Raw genomic sequence first — 26,516 nt, forward strand, 5'->3', positions numbered from 1 at the left:
TCCCCTTCTCTTATCATTGACCGAGTGAATCTTCTCCTGTTTTCTTTCTGTTTTTCATATTATTATAAATTCCATATCCCATTGAAATAATAGAAAGCACAATTAATACTGCAGATAGTGGGCGTGTCAAAAATAAAGATAAATCAGCACTTACAGATATAGCCTGTCGTAAATTTTCTTCAATCATCGGGCCTAATATAATACCTAAAATAAACGGGGCTAGCGGGAACTTATTGGCTTTCATCCAAAATCCGATTATCCCAAAAAACAATAGAACCCAAACATCAAAGATTCGATTGTTTACTGCATAGCTACCTAAGACACATAATAGTAAAACAATGGGAACTAATAGGTGATGCGGTATTTGATTAATTTTCATAAATGCTTTGATTCCAAAACTTTGTACAACCAACATTAAAATGGCTGCTAAGAAAAACGAAATAAATATTCCATATACCAAGACTGGTTGATTCTGCATTAATAATGGTCCTGGTTGAATTCCATGTATCAATAAGGCACCTAACATCATTGCTGTGACCGCATCTCCCGGAATTCCAAATGATAGCATTGGAACAAGTGAACCACCGATAGATGAATTATTTGCAGATTCAGCAGCAATTAAGCCATCTTTGTTCCCTTTTCCAAACTCATGCGACTGCTTTGAAAACTTTTTAGCAATATCATAACTTAATATATTAGCAATACTACCACCTGCAGCAGGCAGAATACCTACCAATGTACCAACAAGACTCGAACGCACAACATTAACTCCAGATTTCCATAAATCGCGTATTGTTTTAAAAATGGGATAGGAAATCGGTGCAGTACTGTCTAATGTTAATTGATTCGGTGGTTTCCGGATATCGTCCATTAACTGAGAAAAGGCAAATATCCCTATTAGTACCGGTAAGAAGTTAAAACCTGCCATCAGTTCTGTAAACCCAAATGTAAAGCGCGATACTGCAGTAAGCGGGTCAGAGCCAACCAGGGCAAACATAATACCTAAGCTTCCTGAAATTAATCCCTTTAACATCGACCCTTCACTTAAACTAGCTATAGCACTGATTCCAAATAACATTAATGCAAACATTTCCCATGGACCAAATTCTAATGCCCACTCTGCTAATATCGGTGCAGTAAAAATCAAGATGATTCCAGAAATAATGGAGCCTATAAAGGAAGACCATAAACCAATGGCTAGTGCTTTACCTGGCTGACCGTTTTTAACCATCGGATATCCATCAAACGTTGTTGCCATCGCGGATGGTGTCCCCGGAATTCCTAATAAACAGGCGGTTATTAAGCCTCCTGAACTGCCACCAACCTGTACCCCCATCATCAGCGCAATCCCATTCACTGGTTCCATTCCAAAGCTAAACGGTAACGTCAAAGCTACCCCCATCGTTATAGTGAACCCAGGTATACTCCCTACTATAATACCAGCAATGACCCCAATGAATAAAATAAGGATGGTTTTTACATTTAAAATTGCTTCAAAACTTAATAGTATTGATTCCATTTACACGATGCTCCTTTAAAAGAACATTCCAGGAGGTAGAAACACGGATAATGCCTGTTGAAATATTACATATAACAGCAAAATTAACCCGATCATCCCTAAAATGACTAATCCTAATTTATTTTTAGTTGGTGCAAGTACTATGTATAAACTGATCAGGAATAATACAGACGCAATAAAATATCCAATATATGGCAAAAGAAAAACATAGCCTGCAAATAATCCGAAGGTTGCCACCACTTTTTTATTCCGTTTAATCACTTTACGAATAGCTACTTTCTCCATTCTTTTTTCTTTTGTCATACGATACATGCTTATAATCAGCAAACAAATACTTAAAATCGCTAATACAGAAATAACGATCGTTGGGAAAAAGTCTGCTTCTGTTTTCCCAAGACCTTGAATGGGTATTTGTGTTGACCCGAAATAGGCAAACCCACTAAATGCTAACAAGATAATCGCGTTTATAAAATCACGTTTAGCATTTGCCAATGCACAACCTCCTAGTTATCTAGTAATCCACTTTTTTCTAGTGAATCTTTCATATCTTCTTCACTTTTTTTTAAGAATTCAATATATGCTTCTGTACCTTTAAAGTTAACCTCCGTACCTAATGAAGCTATTTTTTCTTTAAATGACGGACTATTTGCAACTTTCTCCAATGCTTCATTTAATTTTGAAACAATTGCTTCTGGTGTATCTTTCGGTACAACAATTCCCCTGTTCGCTGCGTTTATTACATCAATTCCTTGTTCCTTTAATGTAGGAACTTCTGGCAGTTCTGGACTTCGCTCCTCCCCTGTATAGCCTAATAATTTCATTCGTTCATCTTCCATATAATCTTTTCCTGCTGCGATCGAAACGCTTCCTAAACTGACATCATTAGCAACAACTGCTTTCATTCGTTTTGCCGTACCATCATACCCGACAATATTAAATTGAATATCTGCTGCAGTTTGAATTAGCGCTGGTTCTAGTTGTGATGTAGAGCCAATAGATGCTGCATAGGTAATCTCTCCAGGTTTTGCTTTCGCATCTTGGACAACGTCTTCCATTGAATCCCAGGGGTTAGATGGATTAGTTGCAACAAGCTGATATGTAGAAGTCATTAAAGAAACAGGCTCAAAATCAAAGTATCCAAAATCAGATTGTCCGGTTAATTGCGACATCGCTACCGAATCATGGATGGCAAGTAAGGTATATCCATCATTGTTTGCTTGCATTGCTTGTTGTGCCCCAATCACACCACTTCCACCAGCAACATTTTTTACAACAACACTTTGGCCAAGTTCCTTTTCTAATTCTTCAGCGACGATGCGATTAATTGCATCTGTATCCCCACCAGCATCCCAAGGCACGACGAGTTGAATATCCTTTGAAGGATAATTTGCAGCTGCTTCTTCTCCACTTCCGCTACTTGGGGAACTACATGCAGTTAATAGAAATAAACCAACTAGAGCGATTATACAAGTCAAACGACTGTACATTTTATTTCCTCCTTTTATTTTTCAGTAATTTCATACTTTTGTTAAATTAGTTAATATAATAATAAACAATTATACAGCTGTCAATATATTTTTCTGACATAAATAAACCTAAATAAAAATTATTCTTCCTATTGAAATTATAATGGGATATTTTTCTTACTTTATGTTGCTGTTTACATTTTCAGTATCATCTAGTTTTTCTTACCAAGATATTCTGGTAAACTAGATTTAGCTTGAAAATAAATGTAGGAGCCGAAAACGATGAAACTTGATAACATTGATAAGAAGCTGTTAGAAGAACTTGCTGAAGACGGCCGTTTATCCTATGTCGAACTGGCAGAAAAAGTTGGTTTGTCTCGTGTGGCTGTAAAAGATCGCATTCAAAATTTAAAGGAAAAAGGTGTCATTGAGAAGTTTACGGTTGTTATCAACTCAGAGAAATTCGGAAAACAAGTATCTGCTTTTTTCGAAGTAGATGTAGAACCGATGCAGTTGCAGGAAGTTGCTCAGAACCTGGCTGATCACCCCCAAGTTGCTAGTATCTACCAAATGACTGGTCCAAGTACCCTGCATATGCATGTCCTGGTAGAGGATTTTCAGAAATTAGAAGTTTTTATAAATGAGGAGTTATACTCAGTAGAAGGAATTACTCGAGTTGAAAGCTCCATTATTCTGAAACGCTTTAAGAGTCGAACTGGATTTAAGCTATAAAATAAGCACGTAATGAATGATTTATATTCATTACGTGCTTATTTAACTTATTGAATCATGGTTTCAATTAGACGAATATCAACATTTCCTCCTGACAGTACACAAACAACATTTTTGTTATGGACTGAGATTTTATTGAACATCGCTGCAGCTACCGTAACAGCACTAGAAGGCTCAATCAGCTGTTTCATTCTCTCTAATACTAGCGAAAGCGCCGCTTTTATCTCCGGCTCACGAACTAACACAACATCATCAATATAATGTTGAACGATGGGAAATGTTACATGGCCAGGATGGGTTGTCCGAAGCCCATCTGCAATAGTCCTGGTTGGGGGGATACTAGTAATTTGTCCAGATTGCAAGGAAAGAAATGTATCTTGGGCTGTGTCCGGTTCTACGCCGATGATTTTAATTGACGGCTTCTTTTCCTTTATTGCTGTTAATATGCCGGAGATTAATCCACCACCACCTATTGGTACAACAACGACATCAACGTCCTCTAATTGTTCCAGGATTTCAAATCCAACGGTCCCTTGACCTGCAATTATCAATGGATCATCATATGGTGGAATGACTACTCCTTGGTTTTCTTTTGCTAATGCTTCAGCCCTTGGTAAGCGATCAGCTGATGTATAGCCACATTTTTCAATACTTCCATGGTAAGCCTTAATCGCATTCAATTTGCTTTGGTTTGCATCTTCTGGCACAACAATTGTAGCTGGAATTCCTAGTTGATTTGCAATATAGGCAACTGCTTGCCCATGATTACCTGAAGATGCAGCCGTAACAAGGGAAGCTCCATCCTTCACTGCTTGTTTGACCTTGTTTGTTGCTCCTCTAATTTTAAATGACCCAGTCTGTTGTAGATGTTCCGCCTTAAAGAACATATGATTACCAAATAACTTTGACAGCTGCGTCGAACGTAAAATCGGTGTAGAATTTATCGTATCGGCAATGGTATGTCGTGCAATTTTTATCGCTTCGAATGTGACCATCAACTTCCTCCATATCCAGTTATAATAAATGTCCAACTTTGCATCTCAATTTTTTTAAATATCCTCGGCAATTAACTGCCGAGGATCCATCTTTTACTGCTTTTTTCCAAACGATCTTGTAACAGATTGATAAACTTCATCGAGGTTTTTTTCCATACCCGCTTCCACAGCAGCTACATACGATCCTTCCACAATTGGCGCCTCAATTAATTTCAGATCATCACGACCTGTTATCTCAATCGCCATTTCTGCATTCATTTTCGCACTACCGATATCGTAAAACAGTAAAACTCCTTCACCTTGGTTGGCTTGTTCAATGGCAGCGTTGATTTTTTCAATACTTGTCCCGATCTCGCCTTCGTCCGTTCCACCTGCTGTTTCAATTGGAACCTCCTTCATCACTTGACGAATGAGTTCTTTTGTTCCTTCGGCAATGTGGGAACTATGTGAGATGAGTACAATACCTACGAACGCCATATTAGTTGTCTCCTTTCCAAACATCAGCTAAAGCTTCAAATAGATAAAAAGTAGAGACAGCACCCGGATCTAGATGACCAACTGATTTTTCTTTAAAATAGGCTGCCCTGCCTTTGGTTGCCTCTAATTCTTTTACACTTTCTAATGCGGCTTGGGCTGCCTCCATCATATCTTCTGGACGAAAGTCACTTGCTTGTTGGAATGCTTCAGATATGGGCGACCACATGTCAATCATTGTTTTTTCACCCTCTGTGGCTTTCCCTCTTTGCTTTATGCCATTAACAGCTTCGGTTAAAGCTTTAGCAAATAAGTCTCTTTCGACAGTGCCTGCCCCTTTGACTGCTGTAGAGATCTTTAAAAAAGCAGTACCGTACAATGGCCCTGAAGCACCACCTACTTTTGACATTAACGTCATTGCAACATCCTTCAGTACAGCAGAAACCTCGTTATATTCGGTATCATTTAATTTATTGACTACTTCTTGAAACCCTCTTGCCATATTAATTCCATGATCTCCATCACCAATAGGCTGGTCAAGTGTGGTTAATTCATCTTTTTTTGCTTGCATTTTCTCATTTGTTTGTTCCATCCATTCTACAGTTTTTAAAACATCTAATTCCATTTTATCCCTCCTACCTTCGAAATGCAGGAGCTTCAGACGGTGCATCAAGTAGTAGCTTTAATTCATCATCTAAATGCAATACCGTAATCGAGCAGCCTGCCATTTCTAATGAAGTCATATATTCCCCAATATAAGTTCGATAAACCTCTATCCCTCTATCACGAAGAATGGCTTGAACTTTCTGGTTTACTATATATAGTTCCATTTCAGGGGTAGCTCCTAAACCATTAATTAAAACAGCAACTTCATTTCCATTGGAAATATCGATATCATCAAGGATACGGTCTGTTAGTTCTTGGGCAATCGTATCCGCTGAAGCAATTGGCTTTCTTTCTATACCTGGTTCTCCGTGAATACCAATACCAATTTCCATTTCATTATCTTCTAATTGGAAACCCGGTTTGCCTGCGGCTGGAACGGTACCTGAAGTCAAGGCCATTCCCATCGATCTTACATTTGCAACTACTTTATCAGCAACTTGCTTAACCTCTGATAACGATCCACCAGCTTCTGCTTTAGCCCCAGCAATTTTATGCACGAAAACCGTCCCAGCAATCCCTCTCCTACCAGTGGTGAAGGAGCTATCCTCTACTGCAACGTCATCATTTACGATTACTTTTTCAACTTGTATCCCTTCTGCTTCTGCTAGTTCTGCAGCCATTTCAAAATTTAAGACATCCCCTGTATAGTTTTTGATGACTAAGAATACACCCTCTCCCGCATCCACTGCTTTAATACCTTCTAAAACTTGGTCCGGGGTAGGAGATGTAAACACTTCTCCAGCAACAGCTACATCAAGCATTCCCTTTCCTATATATCCCGCATGTGCAGGCTCATGTCCACTTCCTCCACCACTGACAAGACCAACCTTCCCAGTGATTGGAGCATCTTTTCTAACCACTGCTAGTGTTTCAGGTATTAATGTCACCTTGTCAGGATAAGCTGCAACAAAACCATTTACCATATCTTGTACTGCTTGATTTGGATCATTTATAATTTTCTTCATATGCACGACTCCTTTCCTTTCTTATTATTGTAATACATTTCGATTAAATACGAAAAAAAGAGGTCATTCTTACCAATTGCGATAATCATGACCCCTTTTTATATCAGTCGTATGTTTTATTTAAATACACGTGTTGCTTCAACTGCCTTCTTCCATCCTGCATATAAATCTTCACGTTGCTGGTCTTCCATGTTGTTTTCAAATGTCTTTTCAACATTCCATTGCTGTGCGATCTCATCTTTGTCCTTCCAATACCCAACAGCAAGACCTGCTAAATAAGCTGAGCCTAGAGCTGTTGTTTCTTGTACGACAGGGCGCTCCACCGGAACTCCTATAATATCACTTTGAAATTGCATCAATAAGTTATTTTTAACTGCTCCACCGTCAACACGTAGTGTTTTTAAATCAATTTCTGAATCAGCGATCATTGCATTTAACACATCTTTTGTTTGGTACGCTAGTGATTCTAATGTGGCACGAATGAAATGATCTTTTGTGGTACCACGAGTAAGACCAAACACGGCACCTCTAGCATCACTATCCCAATAAGGTGTACCTAATCCAACAAAGGCAGGAACCATATATACTCCATCCGTGCTATCAACATTACTTGCATAGCTTTCACTTTCTGGAGAATCTTGGATTAATTGAAGCCCATCGCGAAGCCATTGAATCGCAGATCCCGCTACAAAGATACTTCCTTCAAGTGCATATTCTACTTTTCCGTCTACTCCCCATGCAAGTGTCGTCAAAAGACCATTTTCGGAATTAACGCCTTCTTCACCTGTATTCATCAACATAAAGCAACCCGTACCGTAAGTATTTTTAGCCATTCCCTTTTCGAAACATGCCTGACCAAATAACGCTGCTTGTTGGTCACCAGCTATTCCAGCAACCGGGATTTCTTCACCAAAGAAATGGTAAGATACCGTATGTGCATAAACCTCCGAAGATTGTTTTACCTCGGGTAACATACTCTTAGGTACAGTGAGAATTTCTAGTAGCTCATCGTCCCATTTCAAATCATAAATATTAAACATTAATGTACGGGAAGCATTTGAATAATCAGTGATATGCGTAGTTCCACCAGAAAGTCGATAAACTAACCAACTGTCAATTGTGCCGAACATAAGGTCACCATTATCGGCTTTTTCTCTTGCTCCTTCTACGTTATCTAAGATCCATTTAACCTTTGTACCAGAGAAGTATGGATCAATTAATAAACCTGTTTTTTCTCTAAATAGATCATTGTATCCAGCTTCTCTTAACTCTTTACAGATAGCTTCTGTCTGACGCGATTGCCATACAATTGCTTTATAAATAGGTTTACCAGTATGTTTATCCCAAACAACTGCTGTTTCTCGTTGATTGGTAATACCGATACCCGCAATTTGATTTGCTTCTAAATCTGCCTTGCGTAGCACCTCAGCAATACACGCAAGTACGGAGGTCCAGATTTCATTTGCATCATGCTCTACCCAGCCAGGATATGGGAAGAATTGCTCAAATTCCTTCTGAGCTGTCTCTACAATTTCACCATTTTGGTTAAAGATGATCGCACGAGAGCTTGTAGTACCCTGGTCAATTGACAAAATGTATTGTTTACTCATCACTATCTCCTCCTTAAACAGCCTTATTATTTATTTTATCAGAAACCGTTTGCGATTTCTTTAATTCCATACTAGCAGCGCTTACAATTAATATAGCCATGATAACACTTGTAATCCAAAAACCTACTGTAAAATCACCCATGAAAAATGCATTATAAAAGAACGCACCATAGACGCCTCCTAGTATTGGACCTAAAACTGGTATCCATGCATATCCCCAATCAGAGCCACCTTTTCCGGGAATTGGTAGAATCGCATGAGCAATTCGTGGACCTAAATCACGAGCAGGGTTAATTGCATAACCGGTTGCTCCACCTAAGGACATCCCAATCGCAATAATTAATACCCCTACAATTATTGGGTTTAACCCTTCTGTGAATTCGTTTGCACCAATGAATAAAAGACCCATCACTAGTACAAATGTACCTACAATTTCACTTAATAAATTTGAAAAAGGACTACGTATTGCCGGATCAGTTGCAAATACACCTAATTTTGCTGCTTGATCATCCGTTTTCTTCCAGTGCGGTAAGTAATTTAAGAAAACAATTGCCGCCCCAATAATTGCGCCTATCATTTGTGCAGTTATATACATTGGTACTTTTGACCATGGAAATTCTCCTATTGCTGCAAAGCCTAACGTAACTGCTGGGTTAATATGAGCTGGTGAATAATTACCAACCGCATATACACCTAATGCAACCGCGAGTCCCCAGCCAATGGTTACGACTATCCAACCAGCACCTTCTGCTTTTGATGACTTTAAGGAAACGCCTCCAACAACTCCGCCCCCAAAGATAACTAGAATCATCGTGCCGATTAGTTCTGCTAGAAATTCAGACTCAGCCATGTATAACACCCCTTATTTTATTTTCTCAAAGCTAACTATGTTTTAAAAAAACGTTTACATCTCCAACATATGATTGATGGTATGCAAAAAGACCCGCACTTTAAATGATATACTCCCCCCAAGGAAGATACGATTAAAGTGTGGGTCTCCTATTCTCCGCCACATAATTAACTTGTAAACTAATCATACTTTAGTATGCAAACGCTGTCAAGATTTAAATAATATTCTAAATTTTCCATCCTAATCGAATGTGCTTTCTGATCACGTTTAGAAAAAAAAACCATAGTCATTTTACCCAGCTTATTTCTATTTCGAGCTTTTCCGTGAAACAAAATCATTTTTCGATATTTCCCGGGTAATAATATTGTCCTACTTTAGCATTTAGACCAATCTATTATTTATTCTGGTTGGAAAATCAACAAATTACCTTGTGATTGCGAAAGTGTTGTTTCATGATAACTGCCATGAACCCAATCTGTTAATTGATCATGATACCAATCACTTTTGAAATGACCAGACTGTCCTGGGCCCACTATATGATACCCTTTTTTTGGCTCTTCCATATCGACAACAAAACGCCAAGAAGCTCCATGATTCACGATACCTGTCTCTGTTTTGTAGGCAGCAGCCATAGGTGTTACTTTGCTCCCTCCAACAGGTAAAGGGGCTTCATTATTGAAAAAGAATTCTAGTACTGGATTGATTTCAGATAATGGATGACGGAAAGAGACTTGATGATAATCTCCCCACTGCCAACCATTCATCTTCTTTCCAAAGTCATTTTCAAGTTTATTCAATGAATTTGTTAGTGCATCCTTTACTACCTGCTGTAATCCACCTGCGTTCTCTACCCATATTGCATCTTTTCCTTCAACAGATTTTCGAATTAGCTCATCTGTTGTTTGACCGCGCGAACCAAATAAATCCATCATATTATCTGGTATATCTTGATAGATAATTGCTTCTAATTCATTCATCCAATGATGGAAGATTAATGGTTGTACTGCTGTTGCTTCATCATGGTAATCCCATTTTTTCATGACATTGACCGCTTGTTTTTCTTTTTCTGAAATGTTCATATTACGCAATATCGATAAAAAAACAGGGACAAACTCTTCTGCTTGCATGTTCTTTGTATCCATTTGCAAATCTTGCATATCACGAACGGTTAATGCATTACTAGATTCTAATACTTCTGCTATTCGTTCATACCGATATGGTTGTGCCCAAACATTACTTATATGGTAAGGATAATCTTCTGTTGTAATTTTGTTATTTGCTGTAGCAATATAACCTTTCGCAGGGTTTACAATACGTGGTAATTGTTCAAAAGGGATATACCCTTTCCATTCACTTTCTTTCTCCCACCCTGGTAATGGTAATAACGCATCAGTCCCATCCTGATAGATTGGTATGTTTCCATTTGCCTTATAAGCAATGGTTCCATTTTTCTGTGCAAACACAAAATTTTGCGCAGGTACGAGAAACTTTTCAAGCCCTTTTTCAAAAGAAGACCAGTCACTTGCCCGGTTTATTTCAAGAATGGCTTCCAATTCTGTGGTAGGTTCGAGTGCTGTCCACCTTAAAGATAGCATTGTATCTTTTCCGCTTTCTTCAGCGAATTCAGAGATAATTGGCCCATGCCTCGTTTCTACTACATGATAATCTAGTGTTTCCTCATTTTTTACTTTAATCGGTTCTTCTATAACCGTTGCCTTTTCCCATTTCCCTTCATAGTAAAATTGATTTTCCCTCTCAGGATGCTGTTTTTCTAAATACAATTGCTGTACATCTGGGCCTGTATTTGTAACCCCCCATGCAATGGTATCGTTATGACCTAAAATAATTCCAGGAACACCTGCAAATATAACACCACTTACATGATTCGTATCTGATTCCAATTGCATCTGTAACCATATAGATGGGGTAGCTAATCCTAAATGAGGATCATCTGCAAGTAACGGTAATCCGGATGCTGTTTTATCCCCACTTACTACCCAGTTATTACTTCCATTAAAAGCAGGGGGGATAATCGCCTTATCAAAGCTTTCTGGTATCGATACATACGGTTCTTCCATAATTACTGGCTTCTCTTCAGGATAATCAGGAAATAGTTCATACGCTTTATTTTCCGGATAGTTTTGTAATAAGTAGTAGTTGAATGCTTGTCTTTCCCAATGCCCGCCTAAATCAAACGCCATATACTTCCCAATGGTTAATGAATCTATTGGTGTCCATGCTTCTGGTTTTATTCCCATTAAGGTAAATTCAATCGGCAGACGGTTGGTCCGTATTGCTTCATCCACGTAAGCATTTACGCCATCGGAAAAGTATTGTAATACCTGCTTTGCTTGTTCGCTATAAATGTCGTAGGATTTGGTAGCTGCCCTTCTTAGACCCAATGTTCGAAAATATTTATCTTGATCAATCGCTGCTTCTCCTACTACTTCACTTAATGTGCCAGATGCTTGTCTTCTCGACATCTCCATTTGGAACAACCGATACTGTGCCTGAACATATCCTTGTGCTACGTACAAATCATGATCATTCGCAGCTTTAATATGTGGAACACCATTTTCATCCGTTATTACCTGTACTTGTTCTTTCAGGATTGGTAAGTTGATCGTACCATTCACTTGTTCAACAGATCGTCCAATGAATGCGTTTACAAAAAGGATCAAACTACCGATCGTTAGCAATAAAATGCCACTAGTAATGAAGGCAAATTTTTTCTTCTTTCTTTCCTGCCTATGTGGCTGTTTATCAAATACACGTTCTTCCATGTTCCCCCTCCTATATTCTTCGAAGACAAATCCATCTTTTTCTCTAATCAATATCTTCTTATTTCGGCAAATCCTTATGGTTTTCCTCTTAAAAGCTGCCTCCAAGCAACAGATTTTTTAATTTGTCTGCATTGATAGGAGATTATCAGATTCGAAATAGTATTTTGTTCAAAAAATACTATTCTTGTCTGAAAGGAATGGATACCATTATCATAGCAAATAAAATATGGGTGACTCCTGCGGAATCAGCACGAGTCCGAAGATCCAATCCGGTAAGCGATTTTTGCTTACCGAAGTTAACTGAGTCCGTGCCCGCGGAAAGCAGCCCATATTTCAGTTTGCCATTTAAACAATAAAAGATTATTCAACTTGGGAGTTACTCACTACTTAAGCTATATCCGCGCCTTAACACCTTTTATTCACTCACTGTTACGTTATATTTCCGCAGCCAATAATCAATTTGACAGAGATGGGCAATAAGTTGGGGGCCCTTCATTAGTTGACCATACCAAGGGTCTTTGAATTCTTTCCCTTCACTTTGTAAAATCGCTTCAACCTTTTCACGCTTAAGAAACTCAAATAACCGTGCTTCTTTATCATCTAAAATCTCTTGCATCCATGTCGTTACTGCTTGCGTATATTCGGGTTGAAAGGTTTTCGGATATGGGCTTTTTTTACGATATAGCACGTCATGAGGTAAAATCCCTTCCATTGCCTTTCGTAAGATGCCTTTTTCTCTTCCTTCCGCCATTTTCATATCCCAAGGAATATTCCATACATATTCAACCAATTTATGGTCTGCATACGGCACTCGTACCTCAAGACTGGCTCCCATACTCATACGATCTTTACGATCTAGTAATTGGGCCATAAACCAGTGCATATTTAAATAAAACAATTCTCTTCTTCTCGCGTCCGTATCATTCTCGCCATGTAACCGAGGTGTTTCACGAATCGTTTCTTGGTAACGATCAAATACATAGTTTTTTAAGTCTAGCTTTTCTTGCCATTCGGGGTGCAATAGATGAATTCGCGAGTCAAGGGAGCGCATCCACGGAAATCCTGATCCTGCTTCCTTTGAAGGATCATGAAACCAAGGATAACCTCCAAAGATTTCATCAGCACATTCCCCAGAGAGACTCACCGTCGTATGCTTTTTTATCCGCCTGCAAAACCAAAGCATCGATGAATCAATATCAGCCATGCCTGGCTGATCACGTAGATCAACGGATTCTTTTAAATGATCTGCTAACTCCTTCCCTGTGATTATTTCATTATGGTGATCTGTTGCAAAAGCCGCAGCCATCTTATCAACCCAGGGCTGATCCATCGATGGTTGAAATTTACTTGCTTGGAAATGCTCTGCATTACCTTCATAATCAATGGAGAAGGTAGTCAAAGGAGCATTTCCTTGCTTTGTAAAATAATTGGATGCAATCGCTGTAATTGCACTGGAATCTAAGCCCCCAGATAGAAATGTAGATACAGGCACATCTGCTACGAGTTGACGCTGAACCGCGTCGACAAACAGCTCTCTTACCTTATTTGTAGTATCCGCTAGTGAATCGGTATGCGGATGGCTTTCCACATTCCAATATCGCCATACCTTTAATCCATGTATAGAAAAGGTAAGCGCATGGCCAGCACGAAGTTCTTTCATACTTTTAAAGATACCATGCCCAGGTGTTCGTGATGGTCCTAACCCAAACACTTCCGCTAGGCCAGAACGGTCTACTTCTGCTTTCACATCGTTATGTGCTAAAATTGCTTTTAACTCTGAACCAAAGATAAACTGCTTCCCCTGCGTCAGGTAAAATAATGGCTTTACGCCAAGCCGATCTCTCGCCATATATAGTTGATTCTTTTGTCCATCCCAAATACCAAACGCATAAATGCCGTTTAGATAATCTACACATGTTTCTTTCCACTCCATATAAGCAGTTAACAATACTTCCGTATCAGAAGTAGTTGCAAAGCGATACCCCTTTGTCAGCAGTTCTTTTCTAAGCTCATCCGTATTATACAACTCTCCATTATAAGTAATGGTATACGTATAACCATCTTTCGCCTTCTGCATTGGCTGTTTTCCACCTTCTAAGTCAACAACAGAAAGACGCTTATGTCCAAAGGCAATATGCTGATCCATCCAACAATTTGTATCATCCGGCCCCCGTAATGACAACGTTTCTGTCATATCTTGAAGCATTTGTTTATTCGCTCGAACATCGCTTCCCCAGTCTACATAACCCGTGATCCCGCACAAATATCGTCACCCTCTCTAAGTTGCATAAATAGCCTACGCAGCATTTTATGCAGAAACAGTTGTAAATATGACAGATTCACCATCTATTACTATATGATTGCATGTCTAGCAGTATTACTATTTTATTTGGTTCTAGTTAAAGTTGATCGAATAGCAAGCCGGATTCATGAAAAAAAGCCCCTGGTCAGAGGCTTCCTTTTCAACTAGATTTATTCTGCTTTCATTGGTTCTTCTTGGGTAACAGCAATCTCATGTAATCCACTCCATTCAAAAGCAATTGAATAGTTTTGGACACGATTGTTAACCGGTACTAATTCGGAACGATAAAGGGTTGGGAATACTGGAATTTCTTCAACCATTAGTTTTTGCCACTCATTATAAACTTCTTTACGATGTTCCACATCAAAGGATGCTTCAGAAATTCCTTCTTCAATTAACTTATCATTTTCCTCACTTGCATAACGTGAGAAATTAAAAATGGCATCACGGCCGTATAATCCGGCTGGATTCACATCATTCCCAACGCTCCAAGCCCCCTGGAAGATGTCTACTTTTGGATCGTCATCGCCATTTTGTCCGACACGATCATAGAAGGTATTGAATTCTTGTAAGCGCCCATCCAATAGTTGGACATTCAGACCTACCTTTTTCCATGATTGAATATAATAGTTTGCTAATGGCTCTGCAGTGTCCCCACCTGACATGGAGGCGAAATTAATTACTAATTCTTCCCCTTCCGGATTTTCACGCATACCATCGCCATTCACATCTTCGTAACCGGCCTCATCTAAAATTTCCTTTGCTTTCTCTGGGTCATAAGCTAAACCCGGATTCTCGGAATCATGGAATTCTGGGTGAGATGGCGGAATTAATGTAGTTGCATTCCAGCGAAGTCCATTATAGAACTGTTCACCAACGGCATTATTATCCACAGCATGCCACATCGCTTTACGTAGGTTAACATCCGCCATTTTCATATTAGGATCAGGTTTCACTTGTTTCTTCTCTTTATCCCATGTACCTAACTTAAAGCCAATATACGTATAAGCCATATCGATCTGTCCTAAGAATTCAACATTGGACATTTCTGCATTGTCCGGATATTGATCAACTGGAAAACTGTCAACGGTATCAACTTTTCCTGTTTCTAATGCTTGCACTACTGTGGTCGGATTAATTACTGATAGAGTAACTTTATCTAGCTTTGGCTCCCCTTGCCAATAATCCTCATTTTTCGTATAAACAACCGATTCACCTGGTGTAATGGTTTCGACTTTAAATGGACCAAATCCAATCGGATGTTCTCTTACTTCAGGTGATTCAGCCATTTTTGCAACTGGAATGTCTTCAAAAATATGCTTTGGCATCGCATATGGCCAAATTCCACCAGTTAGAAGCGAAGGTGTCGCTTCTTTGTAAGTAATTTTTAATGTTTTTTCATCAACTACCTCAATACCGGAAATGCTGTCAGCTTCCCCATTATGATAAGCTTCCATTCCTTCTACATTCGTGAAGTCCTCTCCATAACGAACGCCATTATAATCCGGGTGACCAATTACTTCATAAGAGAAAGCCCAGTCTTCTGCAGTAACTGGTTCGCCATCATGCCAATTGACATTATCACGAATCGTAAATGTGAATACTCTGCCATCCTCAGATGTTTCAAATGTCGCAGCACCATCTTGGGTATACATAAAATTCTCATCATCTGCTAATAAAGGTTCATCAAACCATTCAATCACCTCTGCATCATATGTTCCTGAATAGAAGTTCCAGTTTAATGTACCTTCAAACGCTGTATCGGTAACGAGGCCAAATTTTAAGTGACCACCGTCAATTGCTTCTCCTTCATTTGTTTTCTCCGCACTAAAATCATCAATCGAATATAATTTCTTTCCACTATCTTCTGATTTATTGGAATCAGATCCACCACTATCTCCCTCTGCTTCTCCCTCCTCAGATCCGCCACTGCATGCCGCTAAAGCAAGCAGCAAAACTAGCAACAGTGCGAGAAGTGCTTTGCTCCAACTTGTCTTTCTCATCCTTATAACCTCCCCTTTTTTGTCTTTCTTGTTGCGTCAACAAAGATGTTGACAGCATTTATACTTAACATCTGATGATGCAAGTAACAATTAGTAAACTGTATTACTAAATGATCGGATTTATGCTTACCCTCTCCGCTGTCTTGCGTCAGTAGCACGCTTTAATGCTTCCCCTACGTTTCGAACAGCCAACATCAGTAAGAAGATAAGAACTGCTGCTGGTACCCAGACCCACCAGTGAAACTCCAATGTTTGTGGATTTCTTGCATAGCCTAGTAGTGTTCCAAGACTTGGTGTTGTTTCCGGGAAACCAAATCCTAAAAAGGAAAGCCCAGACTCTAGGCCGATATTGGCGGCCAGATTTAACGTCATCGTTACAATAATAAGCGAGCTAAGATTTGGTAACACTTGGGTAAACATAATTTTAAAATTAGATGTTCCTAATGTTTTAGAAGCCTGTGCATAATCCAATTCTCTTTCTTGCAATGCTTTCGAGCGAATGAGGCGGGCAATTCCCATCCACAGAAAAGCAGTCATGATCAAGGAAAAGGACCATATGCTGTACTTCGGTACAATTGCAACAAAAACAATAACAATCATTAAGAATGGTAGAATTAAGAAAAAATCAACAATCCGCATCATAATATTATCGACGGTTCCCCCATAGTAGCCAGAAACCAGTCCATAAACGACGCCGATAACACCGGTCATTAGTGTAACGAGAATACCTATCGATAATGAGTTCCTCGTCCCAATAATTAACTGTCCAAAGATATCCCTTCCCCCGTAATCAGTACCTAGCCAAAATTGTTCAGATGGCGCTTCATTGATTGCAAATAAATCGACGGTTACGATTTCTGATTGTTCCAAAAATATTGAAATACCATATACAAACCCAGTTGTTCCAACAAGAAAAATGAGTGATATAAGCGCTACTTTATCCCTTACAATTTCCCTCCAAATAATGCTCCATGTAGAAGGGGTTTTTACTTCCGTGTCTGTTTGAGCCGTATCAACATGTGCATTGGCCATTTGAATCACCTCCATGTTTATCAAGTTATTATTTAATACGAATACGAGGATCCACAAGACTTAGAATGATATCTGAAAGTAGCGCTCCTAGAATGGAAGCTATCCCAAATAACAGAACAACTGCGGTTACCACACTGTAATCACGCTGCAATACAGAATCCATAAATAATAGTCCCATTCCTGGATAACTAAAAATCGTCTCGATAAACACTGTTCCCCCAATTAAACCGGTAATTTCAAAGCCAAAATACGCAGCGATTGGCAAAAGCGAATTTCGTAAAATATGGCGGTTATAAACACGTGATTCAGAGGCTCCTTTTGCTCTTGCAGTGACAATAAAATCTTTTTGCTTTGTATCAATAATTTCACTGCGTAAATACTGGACCGTATTAACCGTAGTAATTAATGCCATCGATAAGCCTGGCAATAATAAATGTTGAAATTTGCTGAGCGCATATTCAAATGTTCCGGGTTCTAATCCTGGTGCCACACTTCCACCTGTTGGGAACCATCCCAACTGAAATCCCCCAACCCAAAGCATAACAAGTGCAAAGATAAATAATGGGGTTGCGAAACCGATATACGTATAGCCAGTAATTAGCTGGTCGCGCATTGTATCATTATAGCGGCCGCTCGTAATACCAAGTGGAATTGCTATGATATAAGTAAAAATAAGGGTAACTAACCCTAACCAAAAGGAATTTATCAGGCGTTGTTCTACTAAATCAGTGACAGGCATCTTGAAACGAAACGATTGTCCTAGGTCTCCCTGTAATGCCGAAGATATCCAATCACCGTATTGGATATACCACGGGTCATTTAACCCCATTTTCTCTCGTTGCTCTTCAATAGCAGCGGGGTCAATATTTGGATCAATTAACCCGGTTAATGCGTCACCTGGCATCATTTGTGCCATAACAAATACTAAAATACTAAGTAAAACAATTTGCGGCAATGTAATTAAAAGTCGTCGAACGATAAATTTCCACATATTATACTCAACCTTTCTCTGGCAAAGCTACGAGATGTGAATCAGAAATGTTCCGTAATCTATAAGCCAAGCCCTCATTATCAAAGTAGTCGTTATAATATTGTTGATATTCCATTTGCACTTCATCACGCAAATGTTTCTGCTTTTGGCGATTCTGTGGGTCAATATCAGGAATAGCTGCCACCAGACGTTTTGTATAAATATGTTGCGGGTTATTAAATATGTCTTGCTTCGTACCTTCTTCTACGTAACGACCTTTATACATAATGCCAATATCATCACACATGTGTTTGACAATCCCTAAATCATGACTGATGAATAAGTAAGTTAAATTTAATTCTTTTTGAATTTCCTGCATAAAATTCAAAACTTGTGCTTGTACCGAAACATCTAATGCCGACACCGGCTCATCAGCAATAATCAGTTTTGGTTTTAAGGCAATTGCTCGAGCAATACCAATTCGTTGTCGCTGTCCACCAGAAAACTCATGGGGATATTTCAATATACTTTCAGGGTTTAAGCCAACTTGTTCTAATAATTCTTGCACCCGTAGCTTTTCTTCAATTTTAGTTAGCTTTTCATAGTTTCGCAGAGGCTCTGCAACAATATCTAGCACGCGTTTTTTTGCATTTAATGAAGAATAAGGGTCCTGAAAGATCATTTGAATGTCTTTTCGAACATGCTGGGTTTTACTTTTCTTGCTAGTTAAATCTTTCCCTTCAAACATAACCTGGCCCGATGTAATATGATTTAATCCAATAATTGCTCTTCCAGTGGTTGTTTTTCCAGAACCAGATTCACCAACGAGACCATATGTTTTCCCTTCTTCAATTGAAAAGGACACACCATCAACCGCTCTAATTGCCCCAATTTTTCGATTTAGAATACCGCCCCTAATCGGAAAATGTACCTTCAAATCGTTCACTTCAAGAAATCCCATCCGCCTGCTCCTCCTTCTTTTCATCTGGGAAGTAAAATTGATTATGGCATGTACAGCGAACAAAGTGCCCAGGCTTTATTTCATGTAATTCTGGATTCGTTTCGTGAGCAGAAGTGTCTATCCATGGAATACGGGCAGCGAACCGGCAACCCTCCCGAGGTAATTTATGTAATGGAGGTACAATGCCTTGAATAACATGTAGTTTATCGTTTCCTCCATCTATATTTGGTATTGAATGCAATAAAGACCTTGTATAAGGATGCCTTGGATTAGCGAACAATGTATGAACATCAGCGATTTCTACGATTTGACCAGCATACATGACAGCTACACGATCGGCCATTTCTGCAACAACACCCAAATCATGTGTAATTAAAACAATTCCAGCATTCATGTTTTCTTTCAAATCATTAATTAAATCAAGTATCTGCGCTTGAATGGTTACATCCAATGCTGTTGTGGGTTCATCTGCAATAAGAAGTTCAGGATCATTTGCAATTGCAATCGCAATGATGACACGTTGCCTCATTCCTCCAGATAATTCATGGGGGAATTGATCACATGTATGTTCAGGACGTGGAATCCCTACTTGATTTAATAAATCTATTACTTTCTCTCTACGTTTCTTCTTCGAGAGATTCTTATGATGGAGTAAAAGTGTTTCAGCAATTTGTTCTTCTATTGTCATTAACGGGTTTAGTGCTGTTAGTGGATCTTGAAAGATCATAGCCATATCATCGCCACGCAGCTTATTCAGCTTATTGGCTGGCAGATTGGCAAGATCATGATCCTTAAAATAGATATTCCCTTCTATTTTTGCGCGATTATGTAATCCCATGACCGAAAATGCTAACGCACTTTTTCCTGATCCAGATTCTCCGACAATGGCCAATACCTCATTCTTATTTACAGTTAGTGATACATCATCCACTGCCGCATAATAATCATCGCGAATGCGAAAAGATGTCTTCAGGTTTTTAATTTCTAATAATGCGTTGTTCAAATTAATCCCCCTAGTCTTGTTTTATATTCATTTGTATAGTTATCCCTAGGCCAACAATGAACGAAACTTCAGAAAATTTATCTTAAAATAAAAATAATACCCTATTATATTTAATTATTCTGATATTTCTAAACTTATTACTCACTTTAACGACACACCCTCAAAAAAATGGCGTGTTCATCGAATATAAATTATTTATTGAGAATATTATCAATGTTAATATATTGTGATTATATGGGAATGTTTTCGAAAAAGCAATATTATTTTCAATATTTCATAGATAATCCGGTCTATATTCTGACGAAAATTGTCAGACAAAAGTCATTAATATCTAGTTATATCAACGTTCTACGCCTCTAAAGCTAGTATATTTAATAGATAAATAATTTGTCGATTTATGCAGGTATTTTTTCTTAGTTTTTCCCTTTTCACATGGTGAAATTCTTAATGTAAAAGAAAGTTTCCCAAATTGATCTTACTACAAGAATTATGCCATAATATATCTTACTAATCGGATAAGAATTGTATTAGGAGGATCGGAATGAATTTATCCCAATTAAAAACAGCGGAAGAACGATTACAAGCGTTAGAAACAACGGTTAAACCATTCACGGAACGAGGCGCAAAGCATGATCAAGCAAATACTTTCCCTCACGACAATTTTAATGATTTAAAACAAATTGGCTACCCTGCATTAACCATTCCTTCCAAATATGGCGGAAAGGGAATATCTTTAACAGAATTAATAAAGTCGCAAGAAATTATTGCAAGAGCAGATGGGCCAACAGCCCTAGGTATTGGCTGGCATATGGGGATTACCAAACACCTTGGTGAAAATGAGATTTGGGAATCAACCAAGTATCAAGCTTTCGCTAATGATGTTATTCAAACTGGTGCCTTGCTAAATAATGCTGCTTCCGAACGTGCTACCGGAAGTCCTACACGTGGAGGCAGACCAGAAACAACAGCAAAACAAACTTCACATGGTTGGGTTATTCACGGTCGTAAAACATTTACTACATTAGCACCAGTTCTAACCTATTTCGTAGTTAGTGCATCGATTGAAGGTACAACAAAAACTGGCAACTTTTTAGTAAAGCGTGACCGTCCTGGTGTTTCCATTGATGAAACATGGGACTCTATTGCAATGAAAGGTACGGGCAGTCACGATCTTGTTCTAAATCACGTTTCTTTAGATAAAAGTGACTATGTGGAAGAGCTCACACCTGGAAAAAAAGCAGCTGCAGGCTGGCTCCTTCATATACCTGCTTGTTATTTAGGAATTGCTCGGGCAGCTCAGAAGTATGCATTGCAGTTTGCTACAAGCTACTCACCAAATAGTATTGAAGGAACCATCTCTGATTTACCAAATGTTAAACAAAAACTAGGGGAAATGGAACTTCAACTAATGGAGAGTGAACAATTTCTTTACGGAACAACCGAGCAATGGGATCATGGAACAGCATCCAAACGCACTGACATGCAACCTTTACTAGGGGCAGTGAAATTATCTGTAGTGAATAAAGCCATTGAAGTGGTTGATTTGGCTATGCGAGTTGTTGGCGCACGCAGCCTTTCCAACAGTAATCCACTTCAGCGTTATTATCGTGACGTAAGAGCAGGATTGCATAATCCACCAATGGATGACATGACAATAATAAAACTTGCTGACACTAGTTTAAAAGACCTTAATGATTAATCTCATTCTTTGAAAATAATGCATTGTTGTATTTTGATAAGCTATCGATACGAAGACCAAAGTAACTTATTCCTATAATCATCCGAACGATTCCATTCAAATCCGTTCGGGTGATTTGGTTACATAAAACAGGTTCTACCATCACTCCGTCAACATACTTCGCTTTCAGTTTCCTTGCCCCGTTAAGGGTATCCCAATGTGGCCCACAAAGGATGAGTTTCGTTGGCCCTCATTAGAACACATTCCTTCGAGATCTTCAACTCTTGCTGTTCCCGTGTTCCCACAGGAGTCTGAGTCTACGTAGGTTGATTGTACGTATATTAGCTTTTATTTCATTCCTGGCTTAGTTGTGTTTCTGCCTCTCTTTTTATACTTCCTCAATAATTAGTAAAATTTTTACAAAACGAAATATATTTGAAATAGAAATGTAAGATTATAATTAGCCTATTTAAGGGTAATAATATATAAGATTCCTATGTTTAAGGTTAGGATTAGGAAGTATCTTCCAAGTACAAGGGGTGTTACGATGAAAGGTATTATTTTAGCAGGTGGAAGTGGAAGTAGATTATCTCCAAGCACAGATAGTATTAATAAGCATTTACTTGCAGTTTATGACAAACCAATGATTTACTATCCGTTATCGGTTCTAATGCTTGGAGGAATGAAGGACATTATGATTATTAGCACGCCCGAGGATAAACCGAGATTTGAAGCTTTATTAGGAGATGGATCATCGCTTGGAATTACATTAACCTATAGCGAACAAAAAGATCCCAATGGTATTCCTGAAGCTTTAACTTTATCGGAAGATTTTGTTGGTGATGATGATGTGACATTAATTCTTGGGGATAATATTTTCTATGGTCAAGGATTTACAACATTACTTCGCAATGCAATAAAGCATCATAAATATGCGACTATTTTTGGTTATCGCGTCAAAAATCCACGTCGGTTTGGTGTAGTAGAATTTGACCACCGACAAAAAGCTATAACGTTAGAAGAAAAACCAAATGATCCAAGATCTGATTTTGCCGTCACTGGCCTTTATATCTATGATAATCAAGCTGTGAAACTAGCAAAGAAATTAAAACCATCTGCACGAGGGGAACTAGAGATTACTGATCTAAATAGAGCGTATTTAAAACGTGGACAATTAGATGTTGAACTTCTTGGCAGAGGTTTTGCTTGGATGGATGCAGGCACCCATGAATCATTATTTGACGCAGCTGAATTTGTTAAAATCACACAACAACGCCAAGGATTTAAACTTGCATGTCTTGAAGAAATTGCCTATTACCTTGGTTATATCTCTAGAGAAGCATTATATAACAAGGGAAAATCAATGGAGAAAAACGATTATGGAACGTATCTCCTAGAAATAGCGGATCGCAAGCATACACAACAATATTGGGATTCCATTGATCGTAATCCAATGCTAGGACTGGTTGAATGATGAAAACAAACGAAACTACCATTTTAATTACCGGTGGTGCGGGGTTTATTGGTTCTAATTTTATCCCTCATTTTATGAGTAAACATCCAAATTATAAAATTATTAACCTAGATAACCTTACGTATGCTGGTAATCCATTACATTTAACAGAAGTCAGTAATTTATCTAACTACCATTTTATCCATGGCGATATTGCAGACGAACAACTAGTTACCGACATATTCGAGCGTTATGACATCCATGGTGTAATTCATTTTGCAGCTGAATCACATGTTGATCGATCTATTAATGATGCAAAACAATTTATCCACACCAATGTTATGGGCACAATGGTTTTACTACAGATTGCTAAAAATAATTGGGAACAGAAGCACGAATTACACAACCGAAGATTTCACCATATCTCAACAGATGAAGTGTACGGATCACTTGGTAAAACGGGGAAATTTACAGAAGCAACACCTTATAACCCCAGAAATCCATATAGTGCGTCCAAAGCTGGTTCAAATATGCTAGCAAAAAGCTTTGGATATACGTATGGAATGAATGTCATCGTAACAAGTAGTTCAAATAATTATGGTCCGAAACAGCATCAGGAAAAATTAATTCCCACGATTATTCGAAAAGCTCTAAACGGAGAAGCAATACCAATTTATGGTGATGGCTCCAATATTCGTGATTGGATCTATGTATTGGATCATTGTAAAGCACTTGACCTTGTCTACCACCATGGCCAATCATTAGAAAAATATAATATTGGGGGCTCTAATGAACAATCTAATATTGCAATTGCGCAGCAGATTTGTAGCATCTTAGATGAACTTGTTCCGGAGTTAAAAACGGAGCACGGGATTTCTAGGTATGAAGAACTTATCACCTTCACAAAAGATCGGCTTGGACATGATCAACGCTACGCCGTCGATGATCAAAAACTACGCACAGAATTGGGCTGGCAACCTGTGGAAGAATTCCATACAGGTCTTCAGAAAACAGTAGAATGGTACGTTAATCAATGGTCGAGAACAAAAACCCATTAATTTCTGTTGTTATTCCGGTCTATGGTTGCCAAAAATGTCTACATGAACTATGCAACCGAATCAAATCGACAATAGAAGCAATTCCAGCCCAATACGAAATAATTCTAGTTAATGATGCTAGTCCGGATAACGCTTGGCCAACCATTAAAGCATTAAGCAATGAAGATAAACAAATACGCGGGTTTAATCTAGCTCGTAACTTTGGTCAACACCACGCAATCACAGCAGGTTTAGATTATACTAATGGAGACTTTATTGTCGTCATGGATTGTGATTTGCAAGACCGTCCAGAAGAGATAAAAAAATTATATGAGAAAGCATTAGAAGGCTATGAAGTCGTTTTTGGAAAACGAATGGAACGAAAAGACACTTGGTTTAAGCGAATTTCATCAAGAGCCTTCTATCGAATCTATGATTATTTTACTGGAGGAGCTTCTGATCATACGGTGGCCAATTACAGCATGGTAACCAAAAAAGTAGTGGAAGGATATCGCCACATGCGAGAACAGAATCGTTTCTTCCCATTATTCCTACAATGGATGGGGTTTGAAAGTACTTCTATTGCTATTGAACATGATGCACGTAAAGAAGGGAAGTCTTCCTACAATTTAAAGAAATTGATTACACTTGCCACCGATGCTATTATTTCACAATCCAATAAGCCTTTAAGGCTATCTATTCAATTCGGATTCCTTATTTCATCCGTGTCATTTATTTATGGCATGTACTTATTTGGCAGGTATTTTTTCCTTGCTGAACCAGTACAAGGTTGGACCAGTGTAATGGTATCTATTTATTTCATCGGTGGATTGATTTTTTTTAATTTTGGTATTCTAGGATTGTATATTGGGAAAATCTTTAACGAGACGAAAGATCGACCGCTCTATTTGATAAAAGATACGACAGACAAGGAAGAAAATCAAACGAACAAACGGAGCTGATAGAATGAACACATTTTTGAAACCAACCCCTTGGGATAAACGGAACTTTCATATTAATACCTATGAGCTTACAAGTGCTTCAGAGGAAGCCCTACAAGAGACAAATCAAATCGAGGGGCATTTTACATTAAAGATTGATCCTACCGTCAATACAGAGAAGTTGCATAAATATGGGTTTTACTATACAGATACGTTAATGGAACCAGTATGTAAAAAAGATAGATTACAATTATTTGAGCAAGAAGGTATCGAACTTTCTAGAGAATATGATAAAACACATATATTAGAAATCGCTGGAGATGTTTTTACGAATGGACGTTTTCATCGTGACTTTCATATCCCTAACTTCATGGCCGATCATCGCTATAAAAACTGGGTAAATGACCTCATTCAAGCGGACAAAATTGTCGCGCTAATTTATGAGAATCATTTAGCTGGGTTCTTTGCCTATGAAGGAGATAAAGTCTTGCTCTTAGCAATGGATAAATCCTACCGAGGAAAAGGTCTTGCTAAGTCGTTTACAAGCCATTGTGTCGCAGAATTATTTCGTATAGGTAATTATGATGAGGTACGTACATCGATCTCCCCTTCTAATTCGGCATCGTTAAATGTGTTCATTTCTTTAGGATTCCGATTAAATGGAGCAGTCGATGTCTATCATAAATTAAATGGTACGTTACCAGTAGGAGTGTAACCATGGGTTATCTATATATTTTAGGAACCATTGGATTCACGGTGTATGGTCAATTAATTCTAAAATGGAAAATTGACCAATATGGTAGTCTGCCAGATGCCTTCATGGATAAAGTTATCTTCTTACTTCAATTATTACTAAATCCGTGGATTCTATCTGGATTATTCTCTGCTTTTCTAGCAGCGCTGTGTTGGATGGCGGCGATGACAAAGTTCGATATTAGCTATGCCTACCCTTTCATGAGTCTTTCTTTTGTGCTCGTGTTTATCCTATCTGCGCTTTTCTTCGGGGAACCAGTATCTGCACAAAAAATTATAGGATTTTCCCTCGTAATTGTAGGCATAATTATAATGAGGTGATA

Annotated in this window: 23 protein-coding genes; 7 read left to right on the forward strand and 16 right to left on the reverse strand. The window is 38.5% G+C overall.

The genetic code is table 11. From position 1 onward, the window contains the following. Window positions 1-13: 13 nt before the first annotated feature. Genes M948_RS25560 through M948_RS25570 form a run of 3 tightly spaced genes read right to left on the reverse strand, consistent with a single transcriptional unit; the run spans window position 14 to window position 3,006 of the window. Complete coding sequence (locus M948_RS25560) at window positions 14-1,519, reverse strand: tripartite tricarboxylate transporter permease (protein ID WP_021289214.1); 1,506 nt, start codon at window positions 1,517-1,519, stop codon at window positions 14-16. A 15-nt stretch (window positions 1,520-1,534) separates the two neighbouring features. Further along, window positions 1,535-2,011 carry a tripartite tricarboxylate transporter TctB family protein gene (locus M948_RS25565; protein WP_021289215.1) on the reverse strand — a complete coding sequence of 159 codons (477 nt, stop codon included), beginning with the start codon at window positions 2,009-2,011 and terminating at the stop codon, window positions 1,535-1,537. An 11-nt stretch (window positions 2,012-2,022) separates the two neighbouring features. Beyond that, window positions 2,023-3,006, reverse strand: coding sequence for a tripartite tricarboxylate transporter substrate binding protein (locus M948_RS25570; protein WP_021289216.1), 984 nt, complete (start codon window positions 3,004-3,006; stop codon window positions 2,023-2,025). Window positions 3,007-3,267: 261 nt separating this feature from the next. On the opposite strand from M948_RS25570, the gene M948_RS25575 reads away from it, so the two are divergent. Continuing rightward, window positions 3,268-3,717: an Lrp/AsnC family transcriptional regulator gene (locus tag M948_RS25575; protein WP_021289217.1), complete on the forward strand. Its 450-nt coding sequence runs from the start codon at window positions 3,268-3,270 to the stop codon at window positions 3,715-3,717. Between the two features lie 47 nt (window positions 3,718-3,764). Here M948_RS25575 and M948_RS25580 read toward each other — a convergent pair whose 3' ends face one another. The 13 genes from M948_RS25580 to M948_RS25640 all read right to left on the reverse strand — a co-directional run bounded on the left by M948_RS25580 (window position 3,765) and on the right by M948_RS25640 (window position 20,331). Then, on the reverse strand, window positions 3,765-4,712 hold the full coding sequence (locus tag M948_RS25580) for a threonine ammonia-lyase (protein WP_021289218.1): 948 nt from the start codon (window positions 4,710-4,712) through the stop codon (window positions 3,765-3,767). Window positions 4,713-4,805: 93 nt separating this feature from the next. Continuing rightward, window positions 4,806-5,189, reverse strand: coding sequence for a dihydroxyacetone kinase phosphoryl donor subunit DhaM (dhaM, locus tag M948_RS25585; RefSeq protein WP_021289219.1), 384 nt, complete (start codon window positions 5,187-5,189; stop codon window positions 4,806-4,808). Between the two features lies 1 nt (window position 5,190). Then, window positions 5,191-5,811: a dihydroxyacetone kinase subunit DhaL gene (gene dhaL / locus M948_RS25590; RefSeq protein ID WP_021289220.1), complete on the reverse strand. Its 621-nt coding sequence runs from the start codon at window positions 5,809-5,811 to the stop codon at window positions 5,191-5,193. A gap of 10 nt (window positions 5,812-5,821) precedes the next feature. Then, entirely contained in the window at window positions 5,822-6,817 is a 996-nt protein-coding gene (gene dhaK, locus M948_RS25595) for a dihydroxyacetone kinase subunit DhaK (RefSeq protein ID WP_021289221.1), read from the reverse strand. A 116-nt stretch (window positions 6,818-6,933) separates the two neighbouring features. Then, window positions 6,934-8,427 (reverse strand): glycerol kinase GlpK, encoded by a 1,494-nt coding sequence (glpK, locus tag M948_RS25600; RefSeq protein WP_021289222.1) that lies wholly within the window; start codon window positions 8,425-8,427, stop codon window positions 6,934-6,936. Window positions 8,428-8,440: 13 nt separating this feature from the next. Next, window positions 8,441-9,277 (reverse strand): MIP/aquaporin family protein, encoded by an 837-nt coding sequence (locus tag M948_RS25605; protein WP_021289223.1) that lies wholly within the window; start codon window positions 9,275-9,277, stop codon window positions 8,441-8,443. A 398-nt stretch (window positions 9,278-9,675) separates the two neighbouring features. Further along, window positions 9,676-12,060 carry a penicillin acylase family protein gene (locus M948_RS25610; RefSeq protein ID WP_021289225.1) on the reverse strand — a complete coding sequence of 795 codons (2,385 nt, stop codon included), beginning with the start codon at window positions 12,058-12,060 and terminating at the stop codon, window positions 9,676-9,678. Window positions 12,061-12,475: 415 nt separating this feature from the next. Beyond that, window positions 12,476-14,323: an asparagine synthase (glutamine-hydrolyzing) gene (gene asnB / locus M948_RS25615; RefSeq protein WP_021289226.1), complete on the reverse strand. Its 1,848-nt coding sequence runs from the start codon at window positions 14,321-14,323 to the stop codon at window positions 12,476-12,478. A 209-nt stretch (window positions 14,324-14,532) separates the two neighbouring features. Further along, a complete protein-coding gene (gene opp4A, locus M948_RS25620; RefSeq protein WP_021289227.1) occupies window positions 14,533-16,365 on the reverse strand; it encodes an oligopeptide ABC transporter substrate-binding protein in 1,833 nt (610 codons plus the stop codon). A 126-nt stretch (window positions 16,366-16,491) separates the two neighbouring features. After that, window positions 16,492-17,397, reverse strand: coding sequence for an ABC transporter permease (locus M948_RS25625; protein ID WP_021289228.1), 906 nt, complete (start codon window positions 17,395-17,397; stop codon window positions 16,492-16,494). A gap of 28 nt (window positions 17,398-17,425) precedes the next feature. Next, a complete protein-coding gene (gene opp4B / locus M948_RS25630) occupies window positions 17,426-18,388 on the reverse strand; it encodes an oligopeptide ABC transporter permease (protein WP_021289229.1) in 963 nt (320 codons plus the stop codon). A gap of 7 nt (window positions 18,389-18,395) precedes the next feature. Next, window positions 18,396-19,328 (reverse strand): ABC transporter ATP-binding protein, encoded by a 933-nt coding sequence (locus tag M948_RS25635; protein WP_021289230.1) that lies wholly within the window; start codon window positions 19,326-19,328, stop codon window positions 18,396-18,398. After that, on the reverse strand, window positions 19,315-20,331 hold the full coding sequence (locus tag M948_RS25640) for an ABC transporter ATP-binding protein (protein WP_021289231.1): 1,017 nt from the start codon (window positions 20,329-20,331) through the stop codon (window positions 19,315-19,317). Before M948_RS25640 ends, M948_RS25635 begins: the two co-directional genes overlap by 14 nt. Before the next feature lie 541 nt (window positions 20,332-20,872). On the opposite strand from M948_RS25640, the gene M948_RS25645 reads away from it, so the two are divergent. From M948_RS25645 to M948_RS25670, 6 genes are all read left to right on the forward strand, one after another. Then, complete coding sequence (locus tag M948_RS25645; protein WP_021289232.1) at window positions 20,873-22,030, forward strand: acyl-CoA dehydrogenase family protein; 1,158 nt, start codon at window positions 20,873-20,875, stop codon at window positions 22,028-22,030. A gap of 526 nt (window positions 22,031-22,556) precedes the next feature. Continuing rightward, window positions 22,557-23,483, forward strand: a complete 927-nt coding sequence (gene rfbA, locus M948_RS25650) for a glucose-1-phosphate thymidylyltransferase RfbA (RefSeq protein ID WP_021289233.1) — start codon at window positions 22,557-22,559, stop codon at window positions 23,481-23,483. Next, complete coding sequence (rfbB, locus tag M948_RS25655; protein WP_021289234.1) at window positions 23,480-24,520, forward strand: dTDP-glucose 4,6-dehydratase; 1,041 nt, start codon at window positions 23,480-23,482, stop codon at window positions 24,518-24,520. The genes rfbA and rfbB overlap by 4 nt, the downstream gene beginning before the upstream one ends. After that, a complete protein-coding gene (locus M948_RS25660; RefSeq protein WP_021289235.1) occupies window positions 24,496-25,461 on the forward strand; it encodes a glycosyltransferase family 2 protein in 966 nt (321 codons plus the stop codon). Before rfbB ends, M948_RS25660 begins: the two co-directional genes overlap by 25 nt. A 4-nt stretch (window positions 25,462-25,465) precedes the next feature. Then, on the forward strand, window positions 25,466-26,155 hold the full coding sequence (locus M948_RS25665) for a GNAT family N-acetyltransferase (RefSeq protein WP_021289236.1): 690 nt from the start codon (window positions 25,466-25,468) through the stop codon (window positions 26,153-26,155). Window positions 26,156-26,157: 2 nt separating this feature from the next. Continuing rightward, a complete protein-coding gene (locus M948_RS25670; protein WP_021289237.1) occupies window positions 26,158-26,514 on the forward strand; it encodes an EamA family transporter in 357 nt (118 codons plus the stop codon). Window positions 26,515-26,516: the final 2 nt, after the last annotated feature.

The organism is Virgibacillus sp. CM-4 (assembly GCF_000445495.1).
Classification (GTDB): Bacteria; Bacillota; Bacilli; order Bacillales; family Amphibacillaceae; genus Virgibacillus; species Virgibacillus salexigens.

Excerpts from the sequence above, each read along its gene's own strand:
- M948_RS25570 (WP_021289216.1), bottom strand. The coding sequence starts at position 3,006 with ATGTACAGTCGTTTGACTTGTATAATCGCTCTAGTTGGTTTATTTCTA.
- M948_RS25605 (WP_021289223.1), bottom strand. The coding sequence starts at position 9,277 with ATGGCTGAGTCTGAATTTCTAGCAGAACTAATCGGCACGATGATTCTA.
- M948_RS25610 (WP_021289225.1), bottom strand. The coding sequence starts at position 12,060 with ATGGAAGAACGTGTATTTGATAAACAGCCACATAGGCAGGAAAGAAAG.
- dhaM (WP_021289219.1), bottom strand. The coding sequence starts at position 5,189 with ATGGCGTTCGTAGGTATTGTACTCATCTCACATAGTTCCCACATTGCC.
- M948_RS25575 (WP_021289217.1), top strand. The coding sequence starts at position 3,268 with ATGAAACTTGATAACATTGATAAGAAGCTGTTAGAAGAACTTGCTGAA.
- M948_RS25625 (WP_021289228.1), bottom strand. The coding sequence starts at position 17,397 with ATGGCCAATGCACATGTTGATACGGCTCAAACAGACACGGAAGTAAAA.
- M948_RS25635 (WP_021289230.1), bottom strand. The coding sequence starts at position 19,328 with ATGGGATTTCTTGAAGTGAACGATTTGAAGGTACATTTTCCGATTAGG.
- dhaK (WP_021289221.1), bottom strand. The coding sequence starts at position 6,817 with ATGAAGAAAATTATAAATGATCCAAATCAAGCAGTACAAGATATGGTA.
- dhaL (WP_021289220.1), bottom strand. The coding sequence starts at position 5,811 with ATGGAATTAGATGTTTTAAAAACTGTAGAATGGATGGAACAAACAAAT.
- M948_RS25645 (WP_021289232.1), top strand. The coding sequence starts at position 20,873 with ATGAATTTATCCCAATTAAAAACAGCGGAAGAACGATTACAAGCGTTA.
- opp4A (WP_021289227.1), bottom strand. The coding sequence starts at position 16,365 with ATGAGAAAGACAAGTTGGAGCAAAGCACTTCTCGCACTGTTGCTAGTT.
- M948_RS25670 (WP_021289237.1), top strand. The coding sequence starts at position 26,158 with ATGGGTTATCTATATATTTTAGGAACCATTGGATTCACGGTGTATGGT.
- rfbA (WP_021289233.1), top strand. The coding sequence starts at position 22,557 with ATGAAAGGTATTATTTTAGCAGGTGGAAGTGGAAGTAGATTATCTCCA.
- M948_RS25560 (WP_021289214.1), bottom strand. The coding sequence starts at position 1,519 with ATGGAATCAATACTATTAAGTTTTGAAGCAATTTTAAATGTAAAAACC.
- opp4B (WP_021289229.1), bottom strand. The coding sequence starts at position 18,388 with ATGTGGAAATTTATCGTTCGACGACTTTTAATTACATTGCCGCAAATT.
- M948_RS25580 (WP_021289218.1), bottom strand. The coding sequence starts at position 4,712 with ATGGTCACATTCGAAGCGATAAAAATTGCACGACATACCATTGCCGAT.
- M948_RS25665 (WP_021289236.1), top strand. The coding sequence starts at position 25,466 with ATGAACACATTTTTGAAACCAACCCCTTGGGATAAACGGAACTTTCAT.
- rfbB (WP_021289234.1), top strand. The coding sequence starts at position 23,480 with ATGATGAAAACAAACGAAACTACCATTTTAATTACCGGTGGTGCGGGG.
- glpK (WP_021289222.1), bottom strand. The coding sequence starts at position 8,427 with ATGAGTAAACAATACATTTTGTCAATTGACCAGGGTACTACAAGCTCT.
- M948_RS25660 (WP_021289235.1), top strand. The coding sequence starts at position 24,496 with ATGGTCGAGAACAAAAACCCATTAATTTCTGTTGTTATTCCGGTCTAT.